A 14,577-nucleotide genomic window follows, 5' to 3' on the forward strand; every position below is an offset into this window, starting at 1 on the left:
ATGCAGCTCGCGTATAGCACAAACGCCTTCACCCGCTTCGATCTGCCGGAATCGCTACGGCAAATTGCCGCGCTGGGATTCGCCGGCGCCGAGATACTTTGCGACCGTCCGCACTGGTTTCCGGGGCAGGTCGACCTGAGCGCCTTGAATGAGGTCAAGGCGATCTTGAACGAGACGGGACTGGGGGTAAGCAATCTGAATGCGAATACGGCCAATGGATACTATTCGCCTTCGCCGCCGGAAAATGTGTTCGAACCGGCCCTCACCAACCCGGACGAAAAGCTGCGGCGGTGGCGCGAAAACTACACCATCGAAGCCGTCCGGCTAGCCAGAGAGGTCGGCGCACAATGTGTGAGCGTGACCTCCGGCCGGCCGACGTCTGCCTGCGAACCGGAGCGGTCGATAGCCTATTTCGTCGAAAGCCTAGTCAGAATCTGTGGCGTGGCTGCCGATTACGGCGTTCGAATCGGCATCGAGTACGAACCGGGCTTGCTGGTCGAGCGGGCCTCCGAAGCGCTGGACCTGATCCGCGCCGTGGGTTCGCCCGTGCTCGGCGTCAACCTCGATATCGGCCACTCATTCCTTGACGGCGAGCCTGTCGAGGAAACCGTTTCCGCTCTGGAGGGACGCATCTGGAACGTGCACGTCGAGGACATCAAAGACCGAAAACATTTCCATCGAGTTCCCGGCGACGGCGAACTGCCTTTCCAGCGTTACTTGCACGCCTTGCGGGGTATCGGCTACGGGGGATTTATTACCGTCGAACTCTACAGCTACCCCGATAAACCCGTGGAAGCGGGAAGCCGGGCGCTCGCTTATCTCACTGCGCTGTTGGGAGAAAACCCGTGATCGCCGAGAGAATCTGGCTGCCTTATTTGCAATTGGTGCGCATTCCCAACGCCTTTACCGCCGTTTCGAACAGCCTGGCAGCCCATCTGATTGCAACGGGTGGGCAGATACGCTGGGGAAGCTTGCTGCTTCTCATGCTGGCCTCGGCATTTCTTTATTCGGGCGGAATGGTCTTCAACGATTGTTTCGACTACGAGGAAGATCGCCGCGATCGTCCGTTCCGACCGCTCCCCTCCGGTCGAGTCCCGATTTCGACGGCATGGTTGCTGGGGGGGCTGCTCCTGGCGTTAGGCGTCGTCTCCGCGGGGATGGTCGGCGAGACTCAGTTGTATTGGGCGCTCGCGGTGGCCGCGCTCATCTTTATCTACGACGGCTTGGCCAAAGGGAGTGCCGTCGGCGCCCTGGCGATGGGCGGCTGCCGCTATTTGAACTGGGTACTCGGGTTGTCCATCGTCGATCTCGACGGCGCGCTGCTGTCCGTGCCCTTGGTGATCCTGATTTACGTGATCAGCCTGACTCGGCTCAGTTCCATAGAGACGTCCGGATTCTCCCGAAGGCCTATCGTGCAGTGCATCGTAGGAGTCATCGGCGCCGCTCTGCTTCTTGTCGGTCTGGTTATGTCGGGAACGCTGCCGCACGCTTGGCCTTTGGTCCTTTTGGTGCTCGCTCTATGGAGCGTTCTGCGGGAACTGGTAGCGACCTACCGCGAGCCGACACCGGAGAGCGTGCAGCGTTCCGTCAAGAGCCTGGTGCTGGGCATCATTCCGTTCGACGCCTTGCTGGCTTTCTGCGGCGGACCTTGGTGGGGTGGAGTACTGGTGTTATTCTTCGTTTTGCCAAGCCGCCTGCTCGCCCGGCATATCAGGGTTACATAAACAAGAATCGATCGCTCCCGTGGCAGGCTTTTTACCGGATTCATCAATGACTGAGATGTTGAACAGCCTGGTCAGCGCGATTGGCGACGTTTGCTCCGACCAGCAGAATGACTGGCTGCGGGAAGCGCTGACTAAACTCGAGAACAGCAAAGCGCCGGCAACCGATCTAGGCCGGTGTTCAACCCAGGCCCGCCGGCAGCTTGGCCGCCAACCGCTTGGCGCCGGATATTCGCCTTTGATTAGCTCAGTCGGGCCGGTCGCGATAGATCACTGGGAAAGCGGCGACGCAGGCCGTATTGCCATGATTCTTCTATGTTTGCAGCGGGAGCCGGAGCAGGCGGAGACGCTGGCGACGAGCCTTTTTCGCCAAGGGGATGAATCCGAGCGTGCCGCGATCGTCAGAGGGCTGGCTCTGTTTCCTTCCGCCGATCGCTTGAAGCCCCTGGCGCTGGAAGCCGGACGCGCCAACAGCCTTGTACTGGTTTCGTCGATCGCACTGCTGAATCCTTATCCCGCGGCCTATTATTCCGATCGGGAATTCAATCAGATGGTGCTCAAGGCTCTCTTCGTACGCCTTAACGCCGATTTGATCTACGGTCTCGGACAACGCGTGAGTTCCGAACTCTCGCGCATGTGCGAGGACTACGTCGACGAACTGTTGGCGGCCGATCGCGACGTGCCTCCGGAAATCTGGATGGCCCTTTTACCCTATGCCTCAGTGAAGGGTGTCGAGTTTGTACGTCGTTATCTTGACGACCCGAACCCACTGCATCGGTACTACTCGGCGAAGGCCATGGTGCAGTCGTTAAAGCGGTTTCCGGAGCTGCGCGCCGCGCTCGATCAGCGGTTTACCCTCGAAACGGACGAGCACGTGCGGGAAATTCTAGGCGCCGCCGCAGGTGGTTGATATCAGTTGAAGTCCAGGAGTCTTTCATGCGCTATTTCGACCCTCACATCCATATGCTTTCCCGTACCACCGACGACTACGAGAACATGGCCGCCGCCGGCATCGTGGCCTTAGTGGAACCCGCTTTCTGGCAGGGGCAACCGCGTACCCAGCCGGGCACTTTTATAGATTACTTCGACTCGCTCGTCGGTTGGGAGCGGTTCCGGGCCAGTCAGTTCGGCATTCGGCATTATTGCACTATCGGACTGAACCCGAAGGAAGCCAACAATACGGCTCTAGCCGAAGAGGTCATGAAACTCATACCGCTTTATTGCGAGAAGGACGGTGTCGTCGGCGTAGGCGAGATCGGCTACGACGACATGACCGACGGGGAAGAGCGATTCTTCGCCGAGCAGTTGCAAATCGCCAAGGACTTGAACCTGCCGGTGTTGGTGCACACCCCCCATCGGGATAAAAAGCGCGGCACCGAGCGAACCATTGCCCTCATTCGGGAGATGAACATGGATGAAGAAATGGTGTTGATCGATCATCTGAACGAGGAGACGCTGCCTTTGGTTTTGGAGACCGGCTGCTGGCGCGGGCACTCGGTATATCCGCACACCAAGATGAGCGAGGAGCGCATGGTGGCCCTGCTGCAGAAATACGGATTGGAAAAGATGGTCGTCAACAGCGCCGCTGACTGGGGGCGGAGCGATCCGCTCAAAGTGCCGAAGACGGGCGAAGCCATGCGTCAGGCCGGGTTCAACGAGGATCAGATCGAATACGTGCTGTACGTCAACCCAATCAACTTTTATGCGCAGAGTGGCCGCATTTCCCTGGAAGAAGTGGGACCTGTCAAAATCGACCAGACCCGACTCTGGGAGAACAATTCGGTGCTGCGCGGACAACTACCGGTCGTGCAGTGAGTGACGCATCTCGACCCAAATGGCATCGCCATGAGCTCACTTATTGCGCCAACGTTCACCCGGGAGAAACCTTCGACGAGGTTCGCCGCGTAATCAGCTATTCGGTCAACGGCGTGCGCGAGCGTCGCCGGATTGCATCCATGGGAACCGGGCTCTGGCTCAGCCAAAGCGTTGCGGCAGAGTTGCGGGAAATATCCCGGCAGGGCCTCGAATTTATCGATCTTCTCAATCGATGCAGGCTCGAACTCTTTACCTTGAACGGGTTTCCATACGGCGGATTTCACTCGATCTCGCTCAAGGAACGGGTCTACCTGCCCGCTTGGACGGAACCGGCACGTTACGATTACACCCTCGATCTCGCCCAATTGCTCGCGGCATGCTTACCGGAATGGCAAAGCGAGGGCACCATATCGACGGTTCCCCTTGGATACCGGTATGGGTGGACGATCGAGCAAACCCGAAAAGCGGCAGATACTTTGTGCAGACTTGCAGCAGCACTGGAACGGCTGCACGAAGTCAGCGGCAAACGTATCCGCGTGTGTCTGGAAATGGAGCCCGATGCCGCACTGGAGTCCACCGATGAAGCCATTGTTTTTTTTCAGCGCGATCTCCCGGAAGCGGCACAGCGCGCACGCCTGAAACCCGAACTGATTCGCGAGTACTTGGGCGTATGCCTCGATGTCTGCCACCAAGCCGTCATGTTCGAAGATGTTGCCGCGTCATTGGCTCGACTTCGAAACGCGGGCATTGAAATCGGAAAAATTCAGCTTTCCAGCGCATTGGAGGTCATCGACCCGTCGGACCCGGAAGTTCGGCAAGTTTTACAAGGTTTTGCCGAGCCGCGGTACCTTCATCAAGTACGTTCGCAACTTGGCGATGGACGAGTAATAGGTGCAAGGGATCTTCCCATCGTATTGAATGACTCCGCTTGGGCGGCGCATGCACCTTGGCGTATTCACTTCCATGTCCCGTTACAAATCAGCGGGTTCGGAAATGGAGCATTAGGAACGACCCGTGATCAGATCGGTAAGGTGTTCGACTTTCTCAGGAACACGTCGGACTCAAAACCGCACCTGGAAATTGAAACCTACACCTGGCATGTTCTGCCCGAAGAGCTAAGACCCCAGACCGAGGACGGTCTTCTGACAAGCCTTGTGCAGGAAATTCAATGGGTTGAAGCAGAAATGAACGAGCGAGAGCTGCTTCATGGCTCGGAGTGTGATCAAGAAATAAGCATGTAAGACGAGGATATTCTTGATGCAACGGGTCTATCAAAGGGTAAAGGTCTGTGCCACGTCTCGATCCTGTCTAAGGACCTGTCTTCAAACCTAGCACTTGGTTAGAGCAGCGAGGTTTGAAAAGAATGTGGTCCAATGAGCGAGGCGGCCATGTGCCAAGCGACTTGAAAGATGCGTATTGTCCTTTCTTGATCCCATCCGGTCCCTTTGCGGGTGTTCCAGCCGGCACAAAAAGGGCGAGCCGCGGTTATGTGCCGCCGGCAAGGAGGTGATCCCAAATCGCTTTCAATAAGGCATTAATTTTTGTAGGGTGGGTTAGGCCGCAAGGCCGTAACCCACCGAGCGACCTCGAATCGGTGGGTTACGCTGCGCTAACCCACCCTACGATTAATGTTCACTCGAATGCCGAATGGAATCAGACCGCTTGGTCGTGGCCTACATGCGCTTCAGAGAAACAACTCCATGCTCGGTTTTTTCCACCAACCCCTGCGGCAGCAGGTTTTTCCAATCGCGGCTTTCCGTAGCTGCAGAAACATTGCGGTAAATAGAGCGATACCAAAGATTGCGTTCATAAAGCTTAATTCCGCTCGGACGGGACGCCAAATATTCCAGTACCTGGTACTGTCGTGGGTTGATTTCTTTACTATTCAACAGCTTTTTAATGCTTCTGGTTTGGCCCCGACGCGAAACGTGAATGGTCCTGCCCGATGGGTTTCGACAGTGATGTCCGACATTGGTGAACACTTTTGTGCAAGTCAATATGCAAACGTATTATGTTGATTTTTTTATAAAAAAGAGAACTTCGCGCCAAATGATGCAAAGTTGTGTGCAAAGCATCTTGCTAGATGTCGCTTGTCACAAGACATGATCTTTTGATCAATCATCCGATAAAAACCCGGCCAAACCGGGTTTTCCGCCCGATAAACATAACCAAGAAGGAGAGTTAGCGGTGCTTCCCCCCTGTAATTTCCTGTATTGATCGTGTAACGCCCCGAGCGCATTCTCTCGCCGGAGTGGGCAGCGAAATCCATCCTGGGGATTTCGAGGGCGATCATTCGGTCTTTGCCGAGACTGCCGATCGAGGAAACGCTCCGAATAACGGCGGCCTGAGTATGGAGAAGTAAGGGGCCGTGAGGCCAACAACAGGGAGGAACGATGGCAAAGGACGACAGCACCGAATCCGGCAAGACGGCCGCGTCCTCTGATGAGGGGACGGCGCAGCATCAAGCTTCTATGTCATACGAATATTGGCTGGACATCGCCAGCGCGATCCTGCTGTCGGTTGCGGCTCTGGCTTCGTCGTGGGCCGGTTACCAGTCCAAACGCTGGAGCGGCGTTCAATCGACCAACTACAACACTTCCTCCATACGGTGGGTCCAAGCGACCCGCATGTCCACGTTCGCCTATCTTTACCGATCCGTCGACCTGGAGCTTTTCATCGAGTGGCTCAATGCCTATAAGGACGGCGACGAAGAACGGGCGAGATTTTTCGAACAACGCTTTCGACCCGAATTCAGGCCGGCCTTCGAAGCCTGGGTGGCCAGCCGGCCGCTGGAAAATGCTGCCGCACCCAGCTCGCCCTTCGTCCTGCCGGAGTACCGCCAGGAACTTTCCGACCGGGCTGCTCAATTGGAACAGGAAGCGGGGACAGCTTCCGATCAGGCCCAGGCAGCCAACCAGCAGGGCGACGACTATGTACTCACAACGGTGATCTTTTCCGCCGCCCTGTTCTTCACGGGCATCGCCGCGCATTTCAGTAAGTTTCGGGTCCGCGTCGCATTGTTGAGCATCGCCGGGGTGATGGTTTTGGTTGGGCTGGGCCAGTTGGCGACCTATCCGGTTAGGTAGAAAGGCGAAACCACTCGGCCGGCCGTTGGTAAACCGGGGATCAGGACGAAATCACAATCCTGCTCATCATCTGCTTAACGCATTTTCGGAGGATTTTTCTCGATGAAACCCAAAGTTGCCATCGCCTGCCAGGGAGGCGGAAGCCAAACCGCGTTTACGGCCGGCGTCTTCAAAGCCCTTGCGGAAAACAATGTTCAAGATCATTTCAACATCGTCAGCATTAGCGGAACCTCGGGCGGTGCCATCTGCGGTTTCATGCTTTGGTACGCCTTGAAACACGGCGAAAAACCCTTTTGCAAGCGGGTTTTGGATTTCTGGAACGACAATACCGCCCAGACGTATCAGGAACGCCTTTTCAATGATTCCGTTATCCACTCGCTTTATCTGACGGGAAAGGGACTGATGCCCCAGTACAACGTGAGCCCCTCGTCTCCGGTGGCGCGCAGTTCCTTTTCGGTTGCGACTCTCGGTATTCGGAACGAATTCACGGATCTTCGGACGCTGTTGGAAACCCATATCGATGCAGACAAACTGGCCGCTCTGGGTCAGCAAACGGAGCCGCCGATTCTGATCATAGGCGCTTGCAATGTGCTCACCGGCCGACTGCATAAGTTCAGTTCATACCTCGAGCCGATCAAAATCGACTATCTCCTCGCTTCGGCGTGCGTTCCCAGCATCTTCCCGGCGGTGTCGATTGGCGAAATGGCCTATTGGGACGGGCTGTTTTCCGACAATCCGCCGATTTCTACTTTGATCGATCCCCGGTTCGTCGGCGCTCGAAACATCCCCAATGAAATCTGGGTGATTAAGATCAATCCAACCACGGCCGATGAAATCCCGGTCGCGCCGGACGACATTCTTGATCGCCATAACGAACTGACGGGCAACATATCCTTGTTTCACAGTCTGCGCCAAATCGAGCGGATCAACGATTTCATCGTCGCAGGAGCGTTCAAGGACGAATTTTTGGCCGAATTCGATATCAAGGAACCAATAAAGATTCCTCGATCGTTCCCCGACGATCCGGACGCGCCCTACCATATCCCGAGAATAGAGATGTCGGTCGAATTGGCGAAAAGCTTGAATTACGAAAGCAAACTCGATCGCTGCCCCGAACATATCGCCCGTCTCGTCCAGGATGGCGAAGAGCAAGGACGGCGGTTTTTGGAATCAAGGTTAAAACAAACGAGTTCCCGTCCGCCGATGGACCCATAAAAAACCCGGCTACGGGGTGCGAGCCGGGTTGTCGCCGAAGACAATCACAAGAATTGATGCGACATATTCAGCGTAGACCAAATTCTCCGGACGGCAAACCGTAATATCCCGGAATACGCATTAATACGCATTCCCGCGCGGGTAACGGTGCGACAGAATGGCGCCGCCAACCAGGTTCACGGACGAACCGCCCCGACAAACGGGGCTTTTTTTATTCTCAATAAAAAACCCGGCCGAAGCCGGGTTAACTCAACACTCGTTGAAGTGGGAGGATAAGATATGCCGATAATCTTTAAGCAACGGTTGTGCCAGATATTGACCATCCGATAAGTGTTTGAACCATAGCGCAATTTTCGAAGGTATGATTCGGCCACGGAAAACGTATCCGCCGGCTATGCGCTAATATGGTGCCGCGCCGTCCATAGTGGTTCAGCGCGAACCGCAAATCCTCACGAAAAACTCAACGACTGCACTATAAGGGGCAAGCTTATGCCCCATCCGCGATCGTCTCGAATCTCCAAGAATCGTTTGGACGACGAGAACGGATTCGCCACCCGAATTTGTAAGAAGTCTCACAATTAATTACGGATTGTCGTGTTTGCCACTATCGGCATCGATCGGCATAAGTCCGCCAAGCGTTGATTTAAAGGCATTTTGGTCTGGATTTGTCATGGCATGAGGCATGCTTCCGAAGAACCAAATCATTGCCGAATGGCTGTACCCGAATGCGAATTCATCAAACCGAGGCCACCGGCAGTCGGTATTTCTCCACGAGTACTTTTCAAGCCGTCAACGGCGCACGAGCGAGATAGAGGTAGCGGGACCATGAGACATCAAGCGAGCTATGAGATTCTGGACCGCAAAGTTGAATCTCTCTCGGATTCGGACGCTCGGCCCGCGTCGGCCCCGTCGCCAAGACCGCCCTCCGGTTCCCGGGCGCAGAATCTATTCGCGGAATGGCGAGAAGACGTGGCCTGCGTTTTCGGCCGCGATCCCGCCGCCCGTACTCGCTTCGAAGTGTTGACGACTTACCCCGGCCTGCATGCCGTTCTCATACACCGCGTGGCCCATCGTCTGTGGCAACGCGGATTTTTTTACGGGGCGCGCTTGCTGGCGTTCTTGACGCGGCTTTGGACCAATATCGACATTCATCCCGGAGCGACCATCGGCCGCCGCTTTTTCATCGATCACGGAGCCGGGGTGGTCATAGGCGAAACGGCGGAAATCGGCGATGACGTCACGCTTTACCATGGCGTCACGCTGGGAGGTACGAGCTGGAACAAAGGCAAGCGCCACCCGACTCTAGGCGACGGCGTTCTGGTCGGCGCCGGCGCCAAGATTCTCGGGCCGATTACCCTTGGCGACAATGTGCGCGTAGGCGCCAATTCGGTCGTCGTCAAGGACGTGCCGGCAAACCGGACCGTGGTCGGCATTCCAGGGAGGATCGTGCAGCCCAAGGAAGGCGTTACCATGAATCCGCAGCGGATCGATCTCGATCATCACCACATCCCGGATGTCGTGAATCAGACCATGGCCGACATGAAGGCTCGCATCGAGTCGCTGGAAAATCTGGTTGCCGCGATGACTCCCCCTGAAAATGACCGTTTATACGCATTGCGAAACGTCGGCAATATAAGAGGTGGGCGGCTCTGAGCCTGGCTCGCCCGACGTGATGAGGATGGGACGAACTCCGACCTCGAATACAGCAAATCTCCGTCAATGTTGAACCGTTTATCGACGTGTCCCATGCCGCATTTTCCGTAGCTTGATCGAACCAGTCCCGCCGGTCCGATAGCGACCGGCATTGCCCTTCGGGGCTACCTATGACCAAGGCAGCCGTTCCGGATCGTAACCGAGCGGCCGAGGTCCATTTCCAAAGCCGAAACCGGGCATAAAACCTGCTTCATCCCATTAATCGAGTTCTGAAGTTGCCAGCGGAGGCTCATCAGAGCTGCATTCGAGCATATCAGGGAATTGCGGGCTAACCCCACCGTACGAGGCCGGCTATGTCAGCAAGAGAAGCAGCTAACCCATTGGAAAAGCAAAGGAATTTGGAGCTGATCACGATTTACGAGATCAGCAAGATTCTCAGCTCCTCCCTGGATCTCCATAAAACCCTCCGGGAGGCGCTCAACGTTCTTTCATCGCACATGCACATGCTGCGCTGCATGATCAGCTTGGTGCAGGACAACGCCGACGTGCATGTTATTGGGGCGGCGGGTTTGTCTCGCGATGAAATCGAGCGAGGACAATTCCGGAAGGGCGAAGGAATCGTCGGCAAGATCATCAAAACAGGCGTTCCCATCGTCGTTCGCAATATCGCCGAAGAGCCGCAGTTTCTGAACAGGACGGGCTCGCGCGATCTTTCGAGCGGGCAAAGGATCGCGTTCATAGGCATTCCGATCAAGGCCATGGGGGACACGATAGGCGTCCTCAGCGCCGACCGCGACATGACGACCTACCATGGGCATCTGGAGCACGACGTCCGTTTGCTCAAGATGGTGGCCAATCTGGTCGGCCAGGCGATCAGGCTCCACCAGCTCGTGGCTGCGGAACGCGAACAGCGGATCATAGAGCAGCACCGCTTGCAAAAGGCGGCCCAGCCCGTTCGAGGGCTGGTCAACGTCATCGGCCAGAGCCAGCGCATGCAAGAGGTGTTCGCCGATGTGGAACGGGCGGCCTCGGTTCATTCCACGGTGCTGCTGCGCGGCGAAACCGGGACCGGCAAGGAGATGATCGCGCACGCGATTCACCATCTGAGCGCGCGCAAAGACGGGCCTTTCGTGCGGGTCAATTGCGCCGCCTTGTCCGAGACCCTGCTGGAATCCGAGTTGTTCGGCCACGAGAAAGGATCTTTCACCGGCGCGACGCAGGAGCGAAAAGGCCGCTTCGAGCTGGCCCACGGCGGAACGCTGTTTCTCGACGAAATCGGCGACGTATCTCCCAATTTCCAGGTCAAGCTTCTGCGCGTGCTGCAGGAACGGGAATTCGAACGGGTGGGCGGCAATAAACCGATACAGGTCGACGTACGGCTGATCGTGGCCACCAACCGCAATCTCGAGGATGCGGTGCTCAAGGGCGAATTCCGGGCCGACCTTTATTTTCGGATCAATGTGATATCCATTCTCCTGCCGGCGCTGCGCGAACGGCGCGAAGACATCTTTCCATTGGCCGATCATTTCCTGGAACGCTTCAACCACGCCAATCAGCGCCAGCTCATGCTGTCGCCGGAGGCGAAACAGATCCTGGCGGAATGCTATTGGCCCGGCAACGTCCGCGAGCTGGAAAACTGCGTGGAGCGGACTGCGGCCATGTCCCGCGGCAAAACGATTCGCGACATCAATCTGCCATGCCAGAAAAACATGTGTTTTTCGCTGGCGCTGAGGCCGATCTCGCAACTGTCGAGCCCGGTTCCGGCCGTTTCCGCGGAAGCTCCCGCCGCAGCCGAACCCGATCACGATTCGCAAGCGGGAAGAGGAGTGCCGGAATTCAAATCGACGCGCGAAAGGCTGATCTGGGCGATGGAGGAGTGCGGGTGGGTGCAGGCCAAGGCCGCGCGGCTGCTCGGGATGACGACGCGGCAGATGCACTACGCTCTTCAGAAATACAACATCGAGATCAAGAAGCTTTAGAGCCTTTCCCAGTTGGCCGCCCGCCTTGAGTCCGTAGGATGCGGTGAGGCATGAACCGCATCGTTCGCGATGACCCAGGAATCGAAACCTGTTTGAAGTGAAAAGGCGCTAACGCTCGATCTCCGCTTCCTCGACGAGCTCCGGCGCTTGCGTAACGAAGCGGCGGGGGCATCGGTCGAGGCGATCGGCCCAGATTTTCAGCTTAAGCCATAGTCCGCTGACGAGCCGCCAGGCGATGACCCTTTCCCAGTAAACGCCGACCTCGACGGGAAATTCCTCCGCGTCGAAGCGGTCCTCGGTCAGCGTGAATTCATGCCGATAGAAGCATCGTTCTCCGGCATCATCGAATCCTAGCTCCTTGCAGGCATGAGCGAAGGTATCCACGTGGCGCTCGAAACTCACGGGTGCTATGGCTTGCCGGTGATAGTCGTCCGGCAGATCGGCGTTCCACTGAATGGTCATGGCGAACCCCCATCGAACAGGAAAGTTGTGCAGATTCGGCAGCCTGTCGAGTGCGATGCAAGCCCCGAACGCGCCCGATTCTACATTCTTACGCTATTTAGTAAAGGAAATAGCGAGCTCGCGATTTGTAAATAGCGGCGGGGACTTCCGAACCTCGATGAACCCCGTTTTGTCGGAAATGCGCCTCGGGGTCGCGACAAGAGGAATACGGAGACAGGGTTTTGTCACGAACCTGACATAGCGAAAAATCGAATCAGGCGCTGGCGATTTCAAAAACATCCTTATAAAACAGTATTGTGCGTCTATATTGAGAATGGGCATCGTTATTGCTTGATGCTTGGCGACGGCTTTTTATTCTCATTGAGCGCGATGGATACCCAACTCGACTGGTCGGCCTATGACAGCTACGGTGCTGGCGACGCCTACGCGGCGGTACCTGCCGCGGGCGGCGCCTTCGGCAAGGCGGCGGCCGTCTGTATCGGCAACCGACAGTGCCAGCGCACCGAAAAGGGCGTGATGTGCCCGAGCTTTCGCGCCACTCAGGATGTCGCACACTCGACTCAGCACCGGGCTGCCACGCTCAAGGCTGCCTTGAACGGCGAGTACGGCGTTAAGCCTTTTGTCGGTCCGGAACTCGCCGAGGCAATGGATTTATGCGTGGGCTGCAAAGGCTGCAAGCGCGAGTGCCCGAACGGCGTGGACATGGCGCTGCTTCGCGTCGAAACGCTCGCTCAGCGCTGGGCAGCGCTCGGCGGAGCGCCGTTACGCGAGCGTCTCTTCGCCCATCTGCCTCGTTTCGCCCACCGGCTCGCGGCGCTGAATCCGCTGATTTCTTTCCGTGAACGCTTCCCCTTTTTGGCGCGATGGGTCGAACGCGTGTTTGGTATCGCCGCCAAGCGTTCGCTGCCGCGTGGCGCAGCCCGGAGTTTTCTTGCTTCTGCACCGAGAGAAGGCATCGGTGCTCCGGACGGCCGCGAAATCGTCCTGCTAGTGGATACCTTCTCCAACCATTTCGATACCGAAACCGCGGAGGCCGCGCTGGAAGTACTGCTGGCGGGAGGCTATCGGATACACATCGCGAGGCCGCCGGCCGGAGAACGGCCTCTATGCTGCGGGCGCACTTTTCTTTCTCACGGCTTGATCGCGCAAACACGGGCGGAAGCCCGGCGCATGGTCGAAACGCTGTGGCCTTATGTGGAGCGCGGGCTCCCGGTTGTCGGACTGGAGCCGTCCTGTCTCCTCATGCTGCGCGACGAGTATTACAGCCTCGGGTTGGGGGAGAAGGTCGACAAGATCGCCAAGGCGGCAGTCCTCCTGGAAGAGTTTTTGGCCCGCGAACACGACGCCAAGCGCCTCAAGCTGGCGCTCAAATCCGTGCCCGGCGCGCGGGCGATGGTACACGGACATTGCCACCAAAAGGCCTTTGGCGCATTGAAAGCGATGCGGAAAGTCTTGGGTCTGGTGCCTGAACTCCAGGTCGAGTTCATCGAGTCGAGCTGCTGCGGCATGGCCGGCGCCTTCGGGCTGGAGGCCGAGCACTACGAAATGTCCATGCGGATGGCCGAGCTCGCGCTGTTGCCGAAAGTGCGGGAAGCCGATACCGACACCTTATTGATCGCCAACGGTACCAGTTGCCGTCATCAGATTCGCGACGGCGCACAACGCGAGAGCGTGCATTTCGCACGGGTGCTGCGGATGGCCTTGGCTACTTGAAGAAGAGGAGAGAAGAGAGCATGACGGTTGCATCGGGTTTTTTCGTGGATTGGGCCGGCAATGCCCGCCGGACCGAGGAGCCAGGCGGCGGTTACCGCTGCGAGGTCGATACCGTGGCGCGTTATGTCGCGGTGCTGTCCCAGAAAGGCACGCTCATCCATGAAGGCACCTTTTACAAAACCCTGGCGGACATGGAAGCGGCCGGAATCAAGGCCAAGCTGGTAGACGCCTCGGTCCCCTGGTAGGTGGTGACGGTGAGTTACACCAGCCTATGCAAGCACAGAAACCTCGGCGAAGGCGACATGGTGCCCTTTACCGTGGAAGGCCGCGAAATATTGCTGGTCTGGCCGGATGGCGGGGAGCTCAAGGCCTTTCAAGGCACCTGCCCGCATCACAACGCCCGTTTGAAATACGGCGGGTTCAACGGACGGACCATCACTTGCACCTTCCATAACTGGGTGTTCGACGCGCGTACCGGCCAAGGCCTGATTCCGCCGCGCTGTGCGCTGGAAGAGTATCCGCTGCGGGTCGAAGACGGGATGGTTCAGGTCGATCTTTCGGGGTGCTCCCCGTCCTGATGCGGAGAGCGTTCTCACGAATCTTGGGGTTTTTTATTGGTAGTAACTTGGGAAGACTGTTATGGCGAATTACGAAAAATTAAAGAACGACATGTCGATCTGCGACGGTGAAAGGATCGGCGGGTATGCCAGTGCCTGCAGGGGCCAGCTCTACCGCTGCACGGCCTGCGGAGCCGTGGGCTGCCGGCAAGCCAAGGAACATGCCTGCAGCAAGCAGGGATTCAGCGTCGCGTTCAAGTGTTATGCCTGCGGCGCGATCGGAAAGGAAGAGCTCGTCGCTTCTGGTCATGAGGCCAGCAAAAGCGCCGCGAGCACGCCGGCGCGAATGGAGAATACGGACTGACAATACGGCAAT

The 14,577-nt window shown here is 57.2% G+C and carries 16 protein-coding genes; 13 read left to right on the plus strand and 3 right to left on the minus strand.

Going from position 1 to position 14,577, the window contains the following annotated elements:
• The 5 genes from B2A78_RS06035 to eboE are packed head-to-tail and all read left to right on the plus strand — an operon-like array spanning nt 1 to nt 4,777.
• Complete coding sequence (locus tag B2A78_RS06035; RefSeq protein WP_077729009.1) at nt 1-849, plus strand: sugar phosphate isomerase/epimerase; 849 nt, start codon at nt 1-3, stop codon at nt 847-849.
• Complete coding sequence (locus B2A78_RS06040) at nt 846-1,724, plus strand: UbiA family prenyltransferase (protein WP_077729010.1); 879 nt, start codon at nt 846-848, stop codon at nt 1,722-1,724. Before B2A78_RS06035 ends, B2A78_RS06040 begins: the two co-directional genes overlap by 4 nt.
• 46 nt (nt 1,725-1,770) lie before the next feature.
• Nucleotides 1,771-2,631, plus strand: coding sequence for an EboA domain-containing protein (locus B2A78_RS06045; protein ID WP_143735087.1), 861 nt, complete (start codon nt 1,771-1,773; stop codon nt 2,629-2,631).
• Nucleotides 2,632-2,657: 26 nt separating this feature from the next.
• Nucleotides 2,658-3,536 carry a TatD family hydrolase gene (locus B2A78_RS06050; RefSeq protein WP_077729012.1) on the plus strand — a complete coding sequence of 293 codons (879 nt, stop codon included), beginning with the start codon at nt 2,658-2,660 and terminating at the stop codon, nt 3,534-3,536.
• The gene (gene eboE / locus B2A78_RS06055; RefSeq protein ID WP_077729013.1) at nt 3,533-4,777 is read left to right on the plus strand and encodes a metabolite traffic protein EboE; all 1,245 of its coding nucleotides are present in this window, start codon (nt 3,533-3,535) and stop codon (nt 4,775-4,777) included. The genes B2A78_RS06050 and eboE overlap by 4 nt, the downstream gene beginning before the upstream one ends.
• 432 nt (nt 4,778-5,209) lie before the next feature.
• Here the strand turns inward: eboE and B2A78_RS25590 are convergent, their stop codons facing one another.
• Nucleotides 5,210-5,425, minus strand: coding sequence for a hypothetical protein (locus tag B2A78_RS25590; protein WP_143735088.1), 216 nt, complete (start codon nt 5,423-5,425; stop codon nt 5,210-5,212).
• A 134-nt stretch (nt 5,426-5,559) separates the two neighbouring features.
• Nucleotides 5,560-5,829 carry a hypothetical protein gene (locus B2A78_RS06060; RefSeq protein ID WP_077729014.1) on the minus strand — a complete coding sequence of 90 codons (270 nt, stop codon included), beginning with the start codon at nt 5,827-5,829 and terminating at the stop codon, nt 5,560-5,562.
• A 100-nt stretch (nt 5,830-5,929) separates the two neighbouring features.
• On the opposite strand from B2A78_RS06060, the gene B2A78_RS06065 reads away from it, so the two are divergent.
• The 4 genes from B2A78_RS06065 to nifA all read left to right on the plus strand — a co-directional run bounded on the left by B2A78_RS06065 (nt 5,930) and on the right by nifA (nt 11,469).
• Nucleotides 5,930-6,622, plus strand: a complete 693-nt coding sequence (locus tag B2A78_RS06065) for a hypothetical protein (protein WP_077729015.1) — start codon at nt 5,930-5,932, stop codon at nt 6,620-6,622.
• Between the two features lie 102 nt (nt 6,623-6,724).
• A complete protein-coding gene (locus B2A78_RS06070) occupies nt 6,725-7,837 on the plus strand; it encodes a patatin-like phospholipase family protein (RefSeq protein WP_077729016.1) in 1,113 nt (370 codons plus the stop codon).
• A gap of 825 nt (nt 7,838-8,662) precedes the next feature.
• Nucleotides 8,663-9,490, plus strand: a complete 828-nt coding sequence (gene cysE / locus B2A78_RS06075; protein ID WP_077729017.1) for a serine O-acetyltransferase — start codon at nt 8,663-8,665, stop codon at nt 9,488-9,490.
• A 353-nt stretch (nt 9,491-9,843) separates the two neighbouring features.
• Nucleotides 9,844-11,469, plus strand: coding sequence for a nif-specific transcriptional activator NifA (gene nifA, locus B2A78_RS06080; RefSeq protein ID WP_077729018.1), 1,626 nt, complete (start codon nt 9,844-9,846; stop codon nt 11,467-11,469).
• A 108-nt stretch (nt 11,470-11,577) separates the two neighbouring features.
• On the opposite strand, the gene B2A78_RS06085 is transcribed toward nifA, so the two are convergent.
• Nucleotides 11,578-11,931, minus strand: coding sequence for a hypothetical protein (locus tag B2A78_RS06085; RefSeq protein WP_077729019.1), 354 nt, complete (start codon nt 11,929-11,931; stop codon nt 11,578-11,580).
• Between the two features lie 369 nt (nt 11,932-12,300).
• On the opposite strand from B2A78_RS06085, the gene B2A78_RS06090 reads away from it, so the two are divergent.
• The 4 genes from B2A78_RS06090 (at nt 12,301) to B2A78_RS06105 (ending at nt 14,565) form a co-directional block, all read left to right on the plus strand.
• Nucleotides 12,301-13,644, plus strand: coding sequence for a 4Fe-4S dicluster domain-containing protein (locus B2A78_RS06090; protein WP_077729116.1), 1,344 nt, complete (start codon nt 12,301-12,303; stop codon nt 13,642-13,644).
• A 20-nt stretch (nt 13,645-13,664) separates the two neighbouring features.
• Nucleotides 13,665-13,889, plus strand: coding sequence for a hypothetical protein (locus B2A78_RS06095; protein WP_077729020.1), 225 nt, complete (start codon nt 13,665-13,667; stop codon nt 13,887-13,889).
• 9 nt (nt 13,890-13,898) lie between these two features.
• Nucleotides 13,899-14,222: a Rieske 2Fe-2S domain-containing protein gene (locus B2A78_RS06100; RefSeq protein WP_077729117.1), complete on the plus strand. Its 324-nt coding sequence runs from the start codon at nt 13,899-13,901 to the stop codon at nt 14,220-14,222.
• 61 nt (nt 14,223-14,283) lie between these two features.
• On the plus strand, nt 14,284-14,565 hold the full coding sequence (locus B2A78_RS06105; protein WP_077729021.1) for a hypothetical protein: 282 nt from the start codon (nt 14,284-14,286) through the stop codon (nt 14,563-14,565).
• The last annotated feature ends 12 nt before the right edge of the window (nt 14,566-14,577 follow it).

Source organism: Methylocaldum sp. 14B, from assembly GCF_002005105.1.
In the GTDB taxonomy this organism is placed as follows: Bacteria; Pseudomonadota; Gammaproteobacteria; order Methylococcales; family Methylococcaceae; genus Methylocaldum.

What these genes read in the sequence shown, in the direction of transcription:
- B2A78_RS06035 (WP_077729009.1), top strand. Translation starts at nt 1, where the DNA reads ATGCAGCTCGCGTATAGCACAAACGCCTTCACCCGCTTCGATCTGCCG.
- B2A78_RS06045 (WP_143735087.1), top strand. Translation starts at nt 1,771, where the DNA reads ATGACTGAGATGTTGAACAGCCTGGTCAGCGCGATTGGCGACGTTTGC.
- B2A78_RS06050 (WP_077729012.1), top strand. Translation starts at nt 2,658, where the DNA reads ATGCGCTATTTCGACCCTCACATCCATATGCTTTCCCGTACCACCGAC.
- B2A78_RS06060 (WP_077729014.1), bottom strand. Translation starts at nt 5,829, where the DNA reads ATGATCGCCCTCGAAATCCCCAGGATGGATTTCGCTGCCCACTCCGGC.
- B2A78_RS06065 (WP_077729015.1), top strand. Translation starts at nt 5,930, where the DNA reads ATGGCAAAGGACGACAGCACCGAATCCGGCAAGACGGCCGCGTCCTCT.
- B2A78_RS06070 (WP_077729016.1), top strand. Translation starts at nt 6,725, where the DNA reads ATGAAACCCAAAGTTGCCATCGCCTGCCAGGGAGGCGGAAGCCAAACC.
- cysE (WP_077729017.1), top strand. Translation starts at nt 8,663, where the DNA reads ATGAGACATCAAGCGAGCTATGAGATTCTGGACCGCAAAGTTGAATCT.
- nifA (WP_077729018.1), top strand. Translation starts at nt 9,844, where the DNA reads ATGTCAGCAAGAGAAGCAGCTAACCCATTGGAAAAGCAAAGGAATTTG.
- B2A78_RS06085 (WP_077729019.1), bottom strand. Translation starts at nt 11,931, where the DNA reads ATGACCATTCAGTGGAACGCCGATCTGCCGGACGACTATCACCGGCAA.
- B2A78_RS06090 (WP_077729116.1), top strand. Translation starts at nt 12,301, where the DNA reads ATGGATACCCAACTCGACTGGTCGGCCTATGACAGCTACGGTGCTGGC.
- B2A78_RS06095 (WP_077729020.1), top strand. Translation starts at nt 13,665, where the DNA reads ATGACGGTTGCATCGGGTTTTTTCGTGGATTGGGCCGGCAATGCCCGC.
- B2A78_RS06105 (WP_077729021.1), top strand. Translation starts at nt 14,284, where the DNA reads ATGGCGAATTACGAAAAATTAAAGAACGACATGTCGATCTGCGACGGT.